The 16458-nt window shown below is 37.7% G+C and carries 17 protein-coding genes; 16 read left to right on the top strand and 1 reads right to left on the bottom strand.

The window, feature by feature from the left end:
• The first annotated feature begins 117 nt into the window (after positions 1 to 117).
• On the top strand, positions 118 to 1305 hold the full coding sequence (locus ABLB98_RS08320; RefSeq protein ID WP_348882420.1) for a phosphoglycerate kinase: 1188 nt from the start codon (positions 118 to 120) through the stop codon (positions 1303 to 1305).
• Between the two features lie 140 nt (positions 1306 to 1445).
• The gene (locus tag ABLB98_RS08315; protein ID WP_005160734.1) at positions 1446 to 1688 is read left to right on the top strand and encodes a hypothetical protein; all 243 of its coding nucleotides are present in this window, start codon (positions 1446 to 1448) and stop codon (positions 1686 to 1688) included.
• Positions 1689 to 1734: 46 nt separating this feature from the next.
• Here the strand turns inward: ABLB98_RS08315 and ABLB98_RS08310 are convergent, their stop codons facing one another.
• Positions 1735 to 2118, bottom strand: a complete 384-nt coding sequence (locus ABLB98_RS08310) for a hypothetical protein (protein ID WP_348882419.1) — start codon at positions 2116 to 2118, stop codon at positions 1735 to 1737.
• A 195-nt stretch (positions 2119 to 2313) separates the two neighbouring features.
• On the opposite strand from ABLB98_RS08310, the gene ABLB98_RS08305 reads away from it, so the two are divergent.
• The 14 genes from ABLB98_RS08305 to ABLB98_RS08240 all read left to right on the top strand — a co-directional run bounded on the left by ABLB98_RS08305 (position 2314) and on the right by ABLB98_RS08240 (position 16410).
• Positions 2314 to 2892 (top strand): nitroreductase, encoded by a 579-nt coding sequence (locus ABLB98_RS08305; protein ID WP_348882418.1) that lies wholly within the window; start codon positions 2314 to 2316, stop codon positions 2890 to 2892.
• A gap of 47 nt (positions 2893 to 2939) precedes the next feature.
• The gene (locus tag ABLB98_RS08300) at positions 2940 to 4013 is read left to right on the top strand and encodes an NAD(P)H-dependent glycerol-3-phosphate dehydrogenase (RefSeq protein ID WP_004661512.1); all 1074 of its coding nucleotides are present in this window, start codon (positions 2940 to 2942) and stop codon (positions 4011 to 4013) included.
• Positions 4014 to 4070: 57 nt separating this feature from the next.
• The gene (locus ABLB98_RS08295) at positions 4071 to 4526 is read left to right on the top strand and encodes a histidine phosphatase family protein (RefSeq protein WP_087536875.1); all 456 of its coding nucleotides are present in this window, start codon (positions 4071 to 4073) and stop codon (positions 4524 to 4526) included.
• 38 nt (positions 4527 to 4564) lie between these two features.
• On the top strand, positions 4565 to 5704 hold the full coding sequence (gene gspL, locus ABLB98_RS08290; RefSeq protein ID WP_348882416.1) for a type II secretion system protein GspL: 1140 nt from the start codon (positions 4565 to 4567) through the stop codon (positions 5702 to 5704).
• The gene (gene gspM, locus ABLB98_RS08285; protein WP_256414881.1) at positions 5704 to 6183 is read left to right on the top strand and encodes a type II secretion system protein GspM; all 480 of its coding nucleotides are present in this window, start codon (positions 5704 to 5706) and stop codon (positions 6181 to 6183) included. The genes gspL and gspM overlap by 1 nt, the downstream gene beginning before the upstream one ends.
• A 272-nt stretch (positions 6184 to 6455) precedes the next feature.
• Positions 6456 to 7484 carry a transposase gene (locus ABLB98_RS08280; protein ID WP_081399852.1) on the top strand — a complete coding sequence of 343 codons (1029 nt, stop codon included), beginning with the start codon at positions 6456 to 6458 and terminating at the stop codon, positions 7482 to 7484.
• Between the two features lie 342 nt (positions 7485 to 7826).
• Positions 7827 to 8834 (top strand): quinone-dependent dihydroorotate dehydrogenase, encoded by a 1008-nt coding sequence (locus tag ABLB98_RS08275; protein WP_348883667.1) that lies wholly within the window; start codon positions 7827 to 7829, stop codon positions 8832 to 8834.
• 1 nt (position 8835) lies between these two features.
• On the top strand, positions 8836 to 9429 hold the full coding sequence (locus tag ABLB98_RS08270; protein WP_005215519.1) for a CvpA family protein: 594 nt from the start codon (positions 8836 to 8838) through the stop codon (positions 9427 to 9429).
• A gap of 40 nt (positions 9430 to 9469) precedes the next feature.
• Entirely contained in the window at positions 9470 to 11008 is a 1539-nt protein-coding gene (gene purF, locus ABLB98_RS08265) for an amidophosphoribosyltransferase (RefSeq protein WP_288402472.1), read from the top strand.
• 103 nt (positions 11009 to 11111) lie between these two features.
• Positions 11112 to 13001, top strand: coding sequence for a peptidase M48 (locus ABLB98_RS08260; protein ID WP_348883666.1), 1890 nt, complete (start codon positions 11112 to 11114; stop codon positions 12999 to 13001).
• Positions 13002 to 13130: 129 nt separating this feature from the next.
• Positions 13131 to 13931 carry an undecaprenyl-diphosphate phosphatase gene (locus tag ABLB98_RS08255; protein ID WP_005160682.1) on the top strand — a complete coding sequence of 267 codons (801 nt, stop codon included), beginning with the start codon at positions 13131 to 13133 and terminating at the stop codon, positions 13929 to 13931.
• Positions 13932 to 14036: 105 nt separating this feature from the next.
• The gene (locus ABLB98_RS08250; RefSeq protein WP_004661533.1) at positions 14037 to 14834 is read left to right on the top strand and encodes a PaaX family transcriptional regulator C-terminal domain-containing protein; all 798 of its coding nucleotides are present in this window, start codon (positions 14037 to 14039) and stop codon (positions 14832 to 14834) included.
• Positions 14835 to 14941: 107 nt separating this feature from the next.
• A complete protein-coding gene (locus tag ABLB98_RS08245; RefSeq protein ID WP_348883665.1) occupies positions 14942 to 15925 on the top strand; it encodes a fatty acid desaturase family protein in 984 nt (327 codons plus the stop codon).
• 62 nt (positions 15926 to 15987) lie between these two features.
• Complete coding sequence (locus tag ABLB98_RS08240; protein WP_050039557.1) at positions 15988 to 16410, top strand: PaaI family thioesterase; 423 nt, start codon at positions 15988 to 15990, stop codon at positions 16408 to 16410.
• Positions 16411 to 16458 lie beyond the last annotated feature (48 nt).

The following is a 16458-nucleotide window of genomic DNA, read 5'->3' as shown; positions in this document are numbered from 1 at the left end:
GATGATTATGATAATCAAAAGTGAAATTTTAGACAGCTTTTCTGCAAAAAAACTCACCTTTATTTTAGAGAATCATTTAAAATTGTGCCGTTTTTAAAATCAACTAGAGAGCCATCCATGAATTTTCAGCGCATGACTGACCTTGATTTAGCAGGTAAACGTGTTCTTATTCGTGAAGACTTAAACGTTCCTGTAAAAAATGGGGAAATTACCAGCGATGCACGTTTACGTGCTGCATTACCAACAATCAAAGCTGCGTTAGATAAAGGCGCTGCGGTAATGGTATTTTCTCATCTTGGTCGTCCTGTAGAGGGTGAGCCAAAGCCAGAGCAATCACTTGCACCAGTTGCAGCTTATTTAAGCACTACCTTGGGTCAGGATGTTAAATTATTTACTGATTATTTAGATGGCGTTGAGGTTGAAGCGGGTCAAGTGGTATTACTTGAAAATGTACGTTTCAATCATGGCGAAAAGAAAAATAAAGAAGAGCTTGCACAAAAATATGCAGCACTTTGTGATGTATTTGTTATGGATGCATTTGGTACTGCTCATCGTGCAGAAGCGTCAACAGAAGGCGTAGCACGTTTTGCTAAAGTTGCTGCTGCTGGTCCGTTATTAGCTGCTGAATTAGATGCGCTCGGTCGAGCAATGCAAACACCTGAAAAACCAATGGTAGCAATTGTTGCGGGTTCTAAAGTATCAACAAAACTTGATGTATTAAATTCACTTTCTAGCATTTGTGATCAGTTGATTGTGGGTGGTGGTATTGCTAATACATTCCTTGCTGCTGCTGGTTTCAATGTTGGTAAATCTCTCTATGAAGCTGATTTAATTGACACTGCAAAACAAATTGCTGCAAAAGTAAGTGTTCCATTACCAACTGATGTCGTTGTTGCTGATGCAACTCAAATCGACTTCAGTGACTTCTTAGGTTCTTTGGCAAATGCTCAAGCAGTTGTTAAGAAAGTAGAAGATGTTGCAGATACTGACATGATTTTAGATGTTGGTCCTGAAACTGCACAAGCTTTTGCAGAAATCTTAAAAACATCAAAAACGATTCTTTGGAATGGTCCAGTAGGCGTATTTGAAGTTGATCAATTTGGTGAAGGGACTAAGACACTTTCATTGGCAATTGCTGAATCTGCTGGTTTTTCAATTGCAGGCGGTGGTGATACATTAGCAGCTATTGATAAATATGAAGTAGCTGATCAAATCGGTTATATCTCAACGGGTGGTGGTGCATTCTTAGAATTTGTAGAAGGCAAAACATTACCTGCGGTGGCTGTGTTACTTGAGCGTGCTTAAGTCAGGTTTAGCTTCCGTTATATAACAAGTGATTAAAAAAAGAGTCGATATCAATCGGCTCTTTTTATTGTGTCATTAAAATGTCATATATTTGCAATATAATCGTCATCAACTTAACCAAGTAACTGTGGAAAGCCGTGATGAAAATGAAATTAACCCTTGCCGCTTTAATTATTGCTCCAATCATGTTAACTGCATGTGGAAAGAAAGAAGAAGCAAAAAATGTTGAACAGCAAGAACCAGTAGCTTCAGAAGTATCAGCACCGACTACGCCAGAGCAACAAGCTGCGATCAACGCAATTGATAAGCCAGAATTACAAGATAAGAAAAATGCTGAAGCAGTAAGCCCAGCTTCAGAAGAGGCTGCGAGCGAAGCTCACTAAGCTGAATGTAATAAAAAAGCCGATATTAATATCGGCTTTTTTATATTTATGAATTTGCTTTACAATAGAAAGTCAGCGTTGTTTGATAGTCATCATCTTTGGCTAATGATGCATTTTTACCTGTAATCGTTCCAAGTACACCCGCAGCAGCTTCAACCAATTTGCCTGTTTGTTCATCGACTACACCTTTTAAAACGCCTTGATATGCGGTTTTCTCATCAACCACGATTGGTGATGTATTGCGGGTGCAAGTTTTTTGAGCGGCACTAATGGCATTATTTTTAGCGATCAAATTGGTTTTACCAATTCCTGTTACTTCATATTGATTATTTTCTTTTTGGATCGCTAGGGTGTTGGTTGGAGTTGATGCACATGCGGTCAGCCCAAGTACCAATCCGCCTAATAAAGTCATGATTAACGTTTTTTTCATTGCTTGTTCTCAAGTAGTTACCTAATTGGATTATTTGAACATATTATTTTTAATTGCTTTTGCAGGTTATGTACAGTTTGTAGTAGCGCTCTGTTAAATTTCTCAAATTGATGATTAAGCAAGGATTAAACGTGGTGGAAATTGGCTAGATTATGCTAATCTAAACAAATCCTTGTGTTAGTTAGATTCATGTCAATGACGGACTCAAATATAGAGACAATTCATCAAAATATTCATCAACGTCAATCTATTGGTCAGCTTGTTGAACCAGCGCCAAATTTACAACAACTCGAAAAAGCAGTACAAGCTGCATTAACCGCACCTGATCATCATCGTTTGAAACCAACACGTTTTGTGGTTGTAATACCTGAGCAACGAGCGGCTTTTGGTGAGTTTTTAGCAAATGCTTTAGCTGATATGGGCGAAAATGACCCTGCACAATTAGAAAGAGTGAAGCATCATCCATTTCGTGCGCCACTTTTGGTTTTAGCACTTACGACAATTCAGGATCATCCGAAAGTCCCGCATTTTGAACAAATTTTAAGTACGGGTGCAGCCATTCAGAACTTTTTATTGTCTTTGCAAGCACAAGGTTTTGCGAGTATGTGGCGTTCTGGTGCAGCTGTAGAATCCAATTGGCTTAAACAACAGTTGGGCTTAAAAGAGCAAGATTTGATTTCTGGTATTATTTATATTGGAACAGCTGCTAAAACGATTGCACCTCGTGCAGAAATAGAGAGTCAAGATTTTTTAAAAGTATGGCAACAAGTTTAATCCTATTGATGAATGATTAAAGAAAGAAATTGGTTTCAGGAAAAAAAATGACAGAGTTAAAATTTAGTGATTTAGTTGAGCCTGTGGCTGTAGATCAAAAAACAGCATTAAGAATTACTGTATTAGGTGGTGGAAGTTTTGGTACAGCAATGGCAAATTTAGCTGTACGCAATGGTTGCGATACCATGATTTGGATTCGAGATGCGGCTGTAGCAGAAGAAATTAATCAAACACATATTAATAAACGTTATTTACCTGATTATCCATTAGAGCCAGCTTTGCGTGCTGTTGCTGATTTAGAATTAGCAGTAAGAGATCGAGATATTATTTTGGTCGCAATTCCTAGTCACTCATTTCGTGATGTTTTAAAACAGATTGCGCCGTTTATTACAGCCCAAGCAGTAGTTTCATTAACCAAAGGCATTGAAGCAAAAACCTTTAGTTTTATGAGTGAAATTATTCGCGCAGAATTACCAGAAGTCCCTTATGGTGTTTTATCAGGTCCAAATCTAGCAAAAGAAATTATGGCAGGTATGCCATCAGGAACCGTGATTGCAAGTGAATCGGAATTGGTTCGCTATGCGGTACAACATGCTTTGCATAGCGCATTGTTCCGTGTTTTTGGTAGTGATGATGTACACGGTGTGGAACTTGGTGGTGCATTAAAAAATATCTATGCAGTTGCCATGGGAATGGGCGCAGCTTATAACATTGGTGAAAATACCAAGAGTATGATTTTGACCCGTGCTTTGGCTGAAATGAGCCGTTTTGCAGTCAAGCAGGGTGCGAATCCTTTGACTTTCTTAGGGCTTTCAGGTGTAGGTGATTTATTCGCAACTTGTAATAGTCCATTAAGTCGCAACTATCAAATTGGTTTTGCACTCGGTTCAGGCAAAACACTTGATCAAGCAACCAAAGAGTTAGGTCAAACAGCCGAAGGGATTAATACCATTGTCCAAGTACGTGCTAAAGCACAAGAACTGGATGTTTATATGCCGATTACCAATGCCTTATATGAAGTTATTTTTGAAAATGCACCACCAATGACGATCGCTTTATCATTGATGAAAAATGGTCATCGTAGTGATGTAGAATTTGTTTTACCACATCATGAAGTTTAATCAGAAAACTGTCATCAATCATTGTTAATATATAGGTATAAATAATAAGGTCGTTATATGCAGTTAACTTTAGTACGTCACGGTGAAGCATCTCCAGCAATCAACGGTAATGATACTCAACGCCCATTAACAGTGCGTGGACATCAACAAGCTGAGCAAACAGGACATTTTTTAAAAGATGTCATTCAGCCTGAAATTTTTATTGTTAGTCCGCTATTACGTGCCCAAGAAACTTTGGCACACATCAAGGCTCATTTTTACGGCATTCCTGTTTTAATTTGCGATAAAATTAAACCTGATGATGATGCTAAAGATGCAATTGAATGGTTATCTAAATTACCCTATGAATCTATTGCTGTGGTCTGTCATATGAATGTTGTGGCACATATTGCAGAGCAATTGACCCATGAGAATTTTAATCCGTTTGCATTAGCAGAAGCACGTATTTATGATCAAGCTGTGATTGCTAATGGTTTATCAACACAAAAGAATCGTTTTATACCAACACTATAATTTATATATCCGCGATAGGATAAGGGTACTGAACACCGATGCTGTATATATGGATGCCCGAAACCAATGGAACATGGTATTGGTCGGCAGGGGAAAATTGGTTGCAGGCAAATAGTCTTGAGCAGTTGATTCAGGACTTACAAGTGCATAATGGAAAAGAGGCAGTGGTCTATTTTCCAAGCCGTAATGCGCAAATCTTGCAACAGCCTATGACAAAAATGCACTACAAGCAGTTAGGGCAAGAAGGGCTTAAATACTTATTAGAAGAATATGTAACTTTGCCAATCGATCAAATGAAGGTGGTTCATCATTTTCAAAATGATCAGCTTAGTGTGATGGGCGTGGCTCATTCCACAGTTGAGACATGGCAACATGCGCTTAGTCTTTTGCCAATTCAAATTGCAGCGTTCTTACCTGATTTTCTAATTTTGCCAACGCCAGAAGAAAACCAAGTGGTGATTGCAAACCTCTATGATCACTTATTGGTAAGAGAATCGGAATGGTCTGGTAATTCAGTGGATGACTTGGGATTATTCCTTGAGTTTCAAACACCTGAAACGAATTATAAGCTGGCAAATCTTAGTTCAACTGAATTAGAAACAGTTATGGCTGCTTCAACCCAAGATCAATACACTGAATTTAGTTACCAATTTCAGCCCTTGGCAAAGGCAAAACAGCATCCATTTAATGTTTTGCCAAAATCCAAGAATGCAGAAGTTCAGTGGTCAGGTTATTGGAAAGCTTCAGCATTGGTTTTGGTTGCCGTCATTTTTGTTCAATTGGGTTATGACGCTTTACGTTGGTCTAAACTAAAAAAAGTGGCTGATCAGACATCGGCTCAGGCGATAGATCAATATAAATTGTGGTTTGGTGAAAATAGTCGCGTTACTGAGCAAAACATTAAAAGTCAGTTCGAAAGTCAATTACGAATGAGTCAGCTGGGTGATACACAAGCACTTTCGCTGTTGAGTCGAGTAGGACCGATTTTAATGCAGAAACAGATCATTGCTCAGCAAGTCAATTATGATGCTTCGACTTTAGCAATGTCATTAAAAGCTAAATCTGCAGATGACTTACAAGGATTAACTCAACAATTAAACCAACAAGGTTTCCAAGCTGAATTGGGTAATGTTCAAGCAGATTCGATTGGTGCGATTGGGGTGGTAAAAGTAAAATAATGAAAGCATTAACAAGTCTACAAAATAGTTTCGATCAAAAAATTGAAACCTTAAATCAATATTTACAGAGCTTATCTGTACGTGAACGCGTGATGGTAATTTTCACAACAGTTTTTTTAGTTGTTGTGATTATTGGTTTTGCATTATGGAAAATGCATGCTTTGGCCGAGCAACAGCAAAAACGTTTAAATGAATTAAAAGATTTAATGGTTTGGATGCAAAGTAATGCAGCAACAATGAAACCTGCAAATGATCTGGAGCTATCAGCAGCAGATAAAATTCAACGTACGGCACAACAACAAGGCTTATCAGTTTCTTCACAGCAGAATGGTGAGCAAATTCAAATTGTCGCTGAACATCAAAATTATGCTGTTCTTGCAAACTTCTTAATGCAACTTTCTCAAATGGGGTTAAGTATCCAGAAAATGGACTTGGTTTCAAATAACAATCAAATCAAGTTAACTGCGACCGTGCAATAACTATAAAGGAGCTTAAAGCTCCTTTATAGTTATAGACTCATCATGATGAGTATGATTAACTCTGAATGACTCTAATGATGGTTTGACCACGCTTGGATTGAACATCCATGACAGAATGAATTTTCTCAAGACGAATTTTCATGCTACGCAAACCAATATTGACATTTGCACTATTCACTTCATCGATATTAAAGCCGATACCATCATCTTCAATCTTAGGACTTACGCATTGACGGATTCAAAAAAGTATTAAAATAGTTTATAAAGTATCTGTGATCAGACGAACTAAACATGCTTCTACAGCAACTTGTACATTACCCATTTATATGGGCTTTCTCATGACAGAACCGAACTCTATTAGCTGCACACAACTTGCCGAGACTTATAATATCTCGCATGATAGTGTAAATCGCTTTCTGGAGCGTGAAGACTACACACCTCACGACCTATATCAAGAAGCAATTCAACATATTGATAATAATAAACTTATAGTCAGTATTGATGATACTGTTTTAGATAAACCATATAGTCAACATATGGACTTGGTTAGCTATTTTTGGTCAGGCAAACACCACCGATCCGTCAAGGGGATTAATCTCATTACCCTGTATGCGACAGATCAGAATGGTCAAAATATTCCAATTAATTTCCGAATTTATGACAAATCTGAGGGTAAAACCAAGAATGATTACTTTATGGATATGTTAAGTGAAGTACTTAGTTGGGGTGCAAAGATTCAATTTATTACAGGTGATAGTTGGTATTCATCGACTGGAAATCTAAAAACCATAAGAAAATATGGTATTCGATTTATGTTTGGTATCGACTGTAACCGTAAGGTTTCCCCAGAAAAAGGACAATGGTTTCAACTGCGTTTATTGCCAGATTTTCATCAGGGTCAAGTGGTCTGGCTCAAAGATTTTGGCTTTGTACAATTATTTAAGACTCAGTTAAAAGAACAGCAGAGGTTTTATATTGTGCATCAAGATGAAGATGATTTATTGTCCTTTGAGGGTTTTCATGAATTACATTCAAGTCATTGGAAAATAGAGCAATATCACCGAGTGATTAAACAGGTTTGTCATATTGAAAAGTTTCAAGTAAGACGATCTAAACTGATTTTGAATCATATTTTTGCAGCCTTGATGGCCTACGTCGAGATACAAAAGAACCAGTTTGAGCGGATCTTTGAAAATGTATATCGTTGGCAGAAGAAATTATTTAGACCAATCATCAAAGACTTCATTGATGACTTTATTCTCGATAAAAATCATCTCCTACCACAGAGAATCTATAAATAATAGTGCGTAAGTCCTAAATCTCTAAAATAATTTTTTTAAGATCAGAAAAATACAAATGAACAATGACTTTTTTGGCCTAGCTATGTTTGATGACGTTGGTAAGTGCTTCTTCTGTAATCCGCAATAATGTCAAACATTCCAATGCACTAGGTTGTGAATGCCAAAGTTCTGCAAAATCCCAAACAGAGACTAAGATTAAAAATTTGAATAAAACCAGAAAATTGTTTAATCAAGAAGCACTGAAGCAAAGACTCTACAAAATAAGCCTATGTCAAGCATGGTGTTTTGTTGAGCCTATGCCTATAATACGGCTACTTGAAAAATCAGTAGACTGTGATTGGTATGTTATATTCATTGGCTCGCCCTTTGTTGTTTACTTTGGCACCAGAGCGTGCACATGAACTCACACTTTCTATGCTCGATACAGCGCATAAATTTGGATTGATGCATCAGAAAACTGCACATAAACCAGTGAGCTGTATGGGTATCGAGTTTCCAAACCCTGTTGGTCTTGCTGCTGGTTTAGATAAAAATGGTGCGCACATTGATGCTCTAGCTGCTTTGGGTTTCGGTTTTATTGAAATTGGTACCATTACACCACGTCCACAAGCAGGTAATCCTCAACCACGTTTATTTCGTATTCCAGAAGCGAAAGCAATCATCAATCGCATGGGATTCAATAATGACGGTGTTGATCAACTGATTGAAAATGTTAAAGCTGCTAAGTTTAAAGGCGTTTTAGGAATTAACATTGGTAAAAATGCAGATACTGCCGTTGAAGATGCGGTTTCTGATTATTTGATTTGTTTAGAAAAAGTTTATAATTACGCATCATATATTACAGTTAATATTTCCTCACCGAATACAAAGAATTTACGTAGTTTACAAAGTGGTGATGCACTTACAGAGCTATTACAAACTTTGAAACAACGTCAACTAGAACTTGCTAAAGAAAATAATCATTATGTTCCTTTAGTACTCAAAGTAGCGCCAGATTTAACGCCTGAAGATATTACATTTATCGCTAAACAATTATTGAAATTTAAGATTGATGGCTTAATTGTTACCAATACAACATTAGGGCGAGAAGGCGTTGAAAATTTGCCAAATGGTAATGAGGCAGGTGGTTTGTCGGGCGCACCCGTTTTTGAAAAAAGCACCGAATGTTTACGTCAGTTCGCCGATGTTTTAGATAGAAAAATTCCTTTAATTGGTGTCGGGGGAATTGTTTCAGGTGAGCAGGCCGTAGCAAAACAAGAGGCGGGCGCGAGTCTCGTTCAAGTATACAGTGGCCTTATTTATACAGGCCCAACACTAGTAAAAGATTGTGTTAACGCGATGACTGTGTGACATGAACACACTTGATATCATCATCCTGATCATCTTGCTCATTGGAGGGCTGAACGGTTTGCGTCAAGGATTTATTAAAGCCTTTGCGAACTTGATCGGGTGGATATTCGCATTGGTCATTGGGGCTAAATACGCGGTCATTTGGGCACCTGCGATGAGCAGTCTAAGCCAAGACCCAGTTGTGCAAAAAATTGCTGCTTTTGCTTTTATTGTATTAGCCATCGTGATTTGCACTTGGGTTATTACCGCATTCCTGAATGGGCTCTTGAAAAGTTTAAAATTGGGCCCATTAAATCGTCTAGCAGGCGGTGCATTTGGTTCACTAAAAGGTTTATTAATTGTCTTGATTGCGATGCAGGGTGTCGGTCCTTGGGTGAATAGTTCACCGCATTGGAAACAATCAAAATTTGTACAGATCTTGTTGCCATACGCGCCATTAGCGACCGAAATATCAAAAGATGCTGCAAATGAAGCGATACATCAAATGACATCTGAAGGTGCGTTATTACATCGCCCTTCGACTGAAATGGAGGAGTCAGAACGCGCTTCAGTAGATCAACGTTCTGATCATTCCACGAAAAATCCTTTTTATTAATTGGGGTTAAACCCCGTTCCTAGCTTGTCGCGAGGTTGCTATGTGTGGAGTTGTTGGGATTGCCGGTAAATCGCCAGTAAACCAAATGTTATTTGATGCCTTGACGATGTTACAACATCGAGGACAAGATGCAGCAGGGATTGTAACTTGCCATCAAGGGCGTTTATTCCTCCGCAAAGATAATGGTATGGTGCGTGATGTATTCCATACCCGTCACATGCGTGCTTTGCTTGGTAACTATGGGATAGGACATGTTCGTTATCCAACAGCAGGTTCATCAAGTAGTGCTGAAGCACAGCCGTTTTATGTAAACTCTCCATATGGTATTACCCTTGCACACAATGGTAACTTGACCAACGCCGCAGAAATTCATGATGATCTGTTTAAAACAGATTTACGTCACATGAATACTGATTCTGATTCTGAAGTTTTACTCAACGTGTTTGCACATGAGTTACAGAAGATCGGTACACTCAACCCAACGCCAGAAAATATCTTCCACACCGTATCTCGTGTTCATGAGCGTTGTAAAGGTGCTTATGGGGTTGTTGCGATGATCACAGGTCATGGGCTTGTTGGTTTTCGTGATCCAAACGGGATTCGTCCTTTGGTTTATGGTTCTCGTGAAACTGAGCAAGGCACTGAATATATTATTGCCTCTGAATCCGTTGCGATTACAGCGCTAGGTTTTAAAGTTGAGCGTGATATTGCACCAGGTGAGGCAATTTTCATTAATTCAAATGGTGAATTGTTTACTAAACAATGTGCAGTAAATCCAGAATATCGTCCATGTATTTTTGAATATGTGTACTTTGCTCGCCCAGATGCAACAATTGATGGCATCTCAGTTTATAAAGCTCGTTTAAAAATGGGTGAAAAGCTGGCGTATAAAATTTTGAAGGAATGGGGTGAAGAGCACGATATTGATGTGGTCATTCCAATTCCAGATACCAGTCGTACTTCAGCATTAGAATTGGCTAATATTTTAGGCGTGAAATTCCGTGAAGGTTTTATGAAAAACCGTTACATCGGACGTACCTTCATTATGCCAGGTCAACAGCAGCGCAAAAAATCAGTTCGTCAAAAACTAAACCCAGTTGAGCTTGAATTTAAAGATAAAAATGTACTGTTAGTGGATGACTCGATTGTACGTGGTACAACGTGTAATGAGATTATTCAAATGGCACGTGATTCTGGCGCGAAGAAAGTATTCTTTGCTTCGGCTGCACCTATGGTGAAATATCCAAACGTGTATGGTATCGATATGCCAGCAAAATCTGAATTAATTGCTTCAGATCGTACAGTTGAAGAAATTCGTGAGATTATTGGTGCAGATCGTTTAGTTTTCCAAGATTTGGAAGATTTAAAGAACGCAGTGCGTACCAGCAAAGTACCTGATTTAAGAGAATTTGATTGTTCTGTATTTGACGGGATCTATGTGGCTGGTGGGATTGATAATGACTATCTGATAAATCTCGAGCAGAAACGTAATGATTCAGCAAAAAAGAAAGCAGATGGTTATATTGATGTAAATATCGATGCTTCTTCTGTTGATTTAACAGGTATTAAAGAAGAGTAATCATTTAAATCTATAGAAAAGCGGGAAATTCCCGCTTTTTTATTTTATGATACTTAAGGTTTCGAAGCCTCTAAGATCAACAATGTAATCAGGAAAATTTACATTGAAAGAAATGAGCCATTATTTAATTGAAAATAAAAATATTGCATGGTCGGTAAGTTTTTGCTTGCTCGCTATGTTGTCGACAGTTTTTATTCTCAATTTGATTTTGGGTTTAGTCGTTCATTTCTTTGACTACACTCAAGCCATTTGGTGGCATGTTCTTAGTCCATATTTTATCTTTCTTTTATTCTTCGTGATGGTTTGGTCGGTTGGTGCTGAACTGTATGTCTTACGTGAAGGCGGCCATTCACTTGCAAAACAACTTAAGGCAAGACGCCTTGTTTTTGACGAAAGTACGCCCGAAGAAAGCACAGCATTAAAAGTCGTAGAGCAAGTTGCTCAAAGTTTTGCGATCGATACTCCCGCTGTTTATGTGCTCCCAAATGAAGTTGGTGTGAATGCCTTAACCGCAGGCTTCAGATCTCAAGACATCGTAATTATTTTAACGTGGGGTGCTCTACAAAATTTGGATGAGCTAGAGCTATATGGCTTATTGAGTTATGAATTCAACCAGATTTTATCAGGCGAAGCAGTCGAAAATACTAAATTAAAAATCTTATACAGTGGTTTAACTACCTTTAGTCAATGGGGGAGTAAATTAGCTCAAGCAGGCTACAATCCTTATGCAACCTCTTATCGGAACAAATTCGAAACTATTTTTGTTGCGATTGGTGGAGTGATTTGGCTGATTGGTAGTTTAGGCATCTTAATTACGCGTTTAATTAAATATTTGACCTTAAGTGGGCGAACCTTTCGTAATGACCTGAAAACTATGCGTTTGATGAATAATAATGCCAATATTCAAACCTTGTTACGTATCTATGTCCACCATTCAGGTTCGCAAATTCATAGTGCGTATTCAGAATCGATTTCACATATGTGTTTCGCAAATTCTCTTAGTCCGCAAAGTTGGATGAATATTCATCCAAGTATCAAAGATCGAATTTATGAACTAAATCCTACTTTGCTACAGGATTTGCAATTAGAAAATTTAAAAAAGCTACGCAATCGTCCTTTATTTAGTCTGTTTCGTTCTTTGGAAGAGGAAATGACAGATATGACGTTACCTTGGAGCTCGCCACAGCCTTTACCTTTATTGCGTTTATCGCCGATCAGTTTTGCCTTGAATGATGCAATTAAGCCTTTAAACTCTGAAATGCGGAAGAATAAAAAGCGCCCAGAATTAATACAAAGAGCGATGCAAACGGCGACAGGTTCAAGGGAAGTGATGGTTGCAATTCTAATGATTCGTCAATATCGTGAATTCATTCCTCAAGAAGCTGCTGTAAGTCATGCAATTGTAGATTCTTTATTGAATTTAGATGGTCGTATTCACGTTCAAATCTTCCATGATGCCTGTAAGAATATTGGACACATGCCGACAAGTATTGCTCGTCAATTTTTGACTAAATTGGCTTGTATTATCCAAGAAGATGGTGAGGTGGGTTTGCTTGATGCCTTATTATTGGAGCGAGTAAAGCGTGAACTCAATCTTATGCCTGCACATTTACCAACATCATTTGAAGATGTGAAAGCACAAATTGTGCATTTAATTGATGCTTTATTGCATGTACAGCAAATTAATAGTCCAAATCAGCTTGAGGTGCGTGAGCGAATTCTTCAACAGATTTTAGCACCCGAAGAAATGCAAATTTATGCAGATATTTCTGATGAACCGCTTGATTTAGCAGAAATTTTAAATGATGTTTCAGGCTTGTTATTGCGTGATCGTCTCAATATTTTAGCAATTGCAGAGCGATGTTTATGGAGCGATCGTATCATCACGCAGGATGAATTAGATGTTTTAGAATTGCTTTATTGGCGTTTAGGATTCGATACGCGTGAAGTTGTTGAACAAATGCAAAAGAAAAATAGTTTGATGATTATTTAATGATAAATCCGTATTAGATCTATAAAGATCACGGTTAAAACGTTACGTGACAATCACATAAAATGATTTAATTTCAAGGTAAGCTTGCCGTTTATTTTAATCTTGAATTACGCATTTTTTGAGTAAGTTATGCAACATATTGAAATTTTAAAGGCTTTATTTTTAGGGTTTATTGAGGGTTTGACCGAATTTTTACCGATTTCAAGTACAGGTCATTTAATTTTATTTGGTCACATGATCGACTTCCATTCTGACGATGGGCGTGTATTTGAAGTTGTCATTCAGCTTGGTGCAATTTTGGCTGTTTGTTGGTTATACCGACAAAAGATTTTTGATTTAGTTAAAGGTTTTTTTAGTGGCGATTCAGAAGCACGTCATTTTGCTTTTAGCGTTTTAATTGCTTTTTTTCCTGCTGTCGTGATTGGTATTTTTGCAGTCGATTTTATTAAAAGCGTCCTATTTAGTCCTCTTGTGGTCGCAATCGCACTGATTGTTGGTGGTCTGATTATTTTCTGGGTTGAATCCAAGAATTTTGATCATAAAACAACTGAAGCGACAAAAATTACTTACAAGCAAGCTTTTTTAGTCGGTTGTGCACAATGCGTTGCAATGATTCCAGGGACTTCTCGTTCTGGTGCTACCATTGTGGGAGGAATGTTCTCAGGTTTGTCTCGTAAAGCGGCAACAGAATTTTCTTTCTTTCTCGCGATGCCAACGATGTTGGGGGCTGCAACTTTTGATCTTATTCGTAATGCAGATGTATTGACACAAGATAATATGTTGAATATCGGGGTTGGTTTTGTTGCTGCTTTTATTTCGGCATTATTGGTGGTGAGCGCATTAGTTAAATTTGTTGAACGCCACACTTTACGCGTATTTGCTTGGTATCGGATTGTACTGGGTATAATTTTATTATTTGTTTTTCTATAAAAATAAAATCTCCCTTTTAGAAAAATTACTAAAAGGGAGAGATTCTAAGTTAAAATTCTTATTCTTTATTTCTTTTTTCATGTTTAGAACTGGTTCGATTGTAAGATGACAATAGCTAAAATGAATGCCCGAGATTTAATCATTGATTTACTTTTAGGGCTACAAGGTCGTGAGATCTCGATTAAACAAATTATTATCGCAGCGAAGCTTTTTGAGATTAGCGAAAATAGTATTCGTGTCGCAGTAACCCGATTATCTAGTGATGGGGTGATTGAAGCGATTGAGCGGGGTATATATCAATTTACGGCTAAATCACATGAATGGGCCGATGTGATGTTGAACCGTAAAAACGGAATTAAACAAACAAAACAATGGGATCATCAATACTTAGCTGTCTTTACTGGTGAATTAGGGCGGGTTGATCGTACAGCTTTAAACCGCCGAGAACGCGCATTAAAGCACTTCGGTTTTAAAGAGTTAGAACAAGGCATTTATATTCGCCCTGATAATTTAGCCATTTCTTTTAAAGAGGTATTTTTGGCATTACAAGCTTCTGGCTTAGAAAAAAGCGCCAAAATTTGCCAAATTAATCATTTCGACACCACAACATTAAATAAAATTCCGAAGCTTTGGCCCACTCAAACACTTAACCAAAACTATAAAAAATATAGTCAAATGATTCAAAAGTGGTTGGAGACAGTTGAGCAATTAAGCTTAGATATTGCTGCTAAAGAATCGTTATTGCTTGGTCGGCAGACCATTTCTTTGCTGATGAATGATCCATTATTACCTGAGGATTTTGTTGATGTTCATCTACGTGATCAATTTGCATTAAGTGTTCAGCAATTGGATCAGACTGGACTGGAATTGTGGCAACGATTCTATGAAATTAGTTTAGTATAAATATTACTGAAAAATTAATTTTAATGTATTGACAGAAATATTACTTAATCTAAAATAAAAAATATATTTATGTATTTATAGAAATAAAAAAATTGTAGGGTAGGGATATGAATACACGTACATCAATAAGTGATTTGTTCACAAGAGAAGAAATCACAGAATTGACAACAAAGTCAGATTTACACGGTAGTTGGGCTGTTTTATCAACTTGGGCAGTCATTGGTGGAACCTTCGCTGCAGTTGCTAGTACATGGGAGTATTTACCTGTCTGGGGCAAATTACTGATGTGTATAGCTGCATTGGTAATATTAGCGGGTCGTCAACTTGCGCTTGCAATCATTATGCACGATGCTTCACACCAAAGCTTATTTAAAACCAAATGGCTGAATGATATTGCCACTGATTGGCTTTGTGCTCGTCCAATCTGGAATGATTTAAAGAAATATCGTGCCCATCATTTACGCCATCACAGTAAAACTTCTACCGTAGAGGATCCTGATTTGTCTTTGGTAGAGGGTTTCCCAACTTCGAAGAAATCGTTAATGCGTAAGTTTTTCCGTGATGTTTCTGGAATAACAGGATTAAAATTCGCGCTTGGACGAGTGCTTATGGATGTTGAGAAAATGGAGTGGACGGTATCTAACGACCGTCGTTGGATTTCTCAGGAGGGACGCCATTGGGTCGACTATCCAAAAGCATTTCTAAAAAATAGTGGTGGTGCAATAGCAACAAATGCTGCTTTGTTTTCAATATTATGGGCAGCCGGTCATCCTAAATTGTATGCGCTTTGGATATTGGCATATTTAACACCATTTCCATTATTTTTACGTGTTCGTTCGATGGCAGAACATGCAGGTATGCCAACCAGTAATAATGCATTAACCAATACACGGTCTACAAAAGCAGGTTATATTGCTCGTGCTTTAGTTGCGCCCATCCATGTCAATTTCCATAAAGAACATCACTTAATGGCAACAGTTCCATATTTTAAGTTACCTAAAATGCACCAGATGTTATTAGAGCGTGGACATGTTCCTGAGCCTCCTAGTTACTGGCAAGTCTTAAATGAACTTTCAGATCAAGCTGATTAAATGTTTGTTTATAGTTTTAGGCATAATTCAAAAATAATCTAAGTCAATTGGGATGTATTGTGATGGCGCTTAGTAAGCATGAAATTACTCATTTTTTGGCACAGGAATTTCCTCAAGCACTCGAAAAAACTAGTATCGAAGAGATTAGTCCTAAAGGGGCACAGTTACTTTATAAAATCGATCAGAACGATTTACGCCCAGGTCAAACCGTATCAGGTCCAACCTTGATGTTGGTGGCTGATTTCGCGCTTTATGTTGCGATTATGGGACATTTAGGTCTAATTGCTATGGCTGTTACAACCAACATGACCATTAATTTTTTTCGTAAACCGAATGGAAATCAAGATATTAAAGCTGAGTGTAAATTAATCAAAGTTGGTAAAACATTAGTTACAGGTGAAGTGTGGTTATATTCTTTGGATGATGAAGAACCAGTTGCGCATGTGATTGGAACATATGCGCTTCCACCGCGAATAGCTCAGTAATTATTTGACTAATTAGAATTGTTTAAAACGATCTTGTTTAGAGAGTAA

This window comes from Acinetobacter yuyunsongii, assembly GCF_041021915.1.
Taxonomy (GTDB): Bacteria; Pseudomonadota; Gammaproteobacteria; order Pseudomonadales; family Moraxellaceae; genus Acinetobacter.
This window is presented reverse-complemented; position numbering and strand designations above follow the sequence as displayed.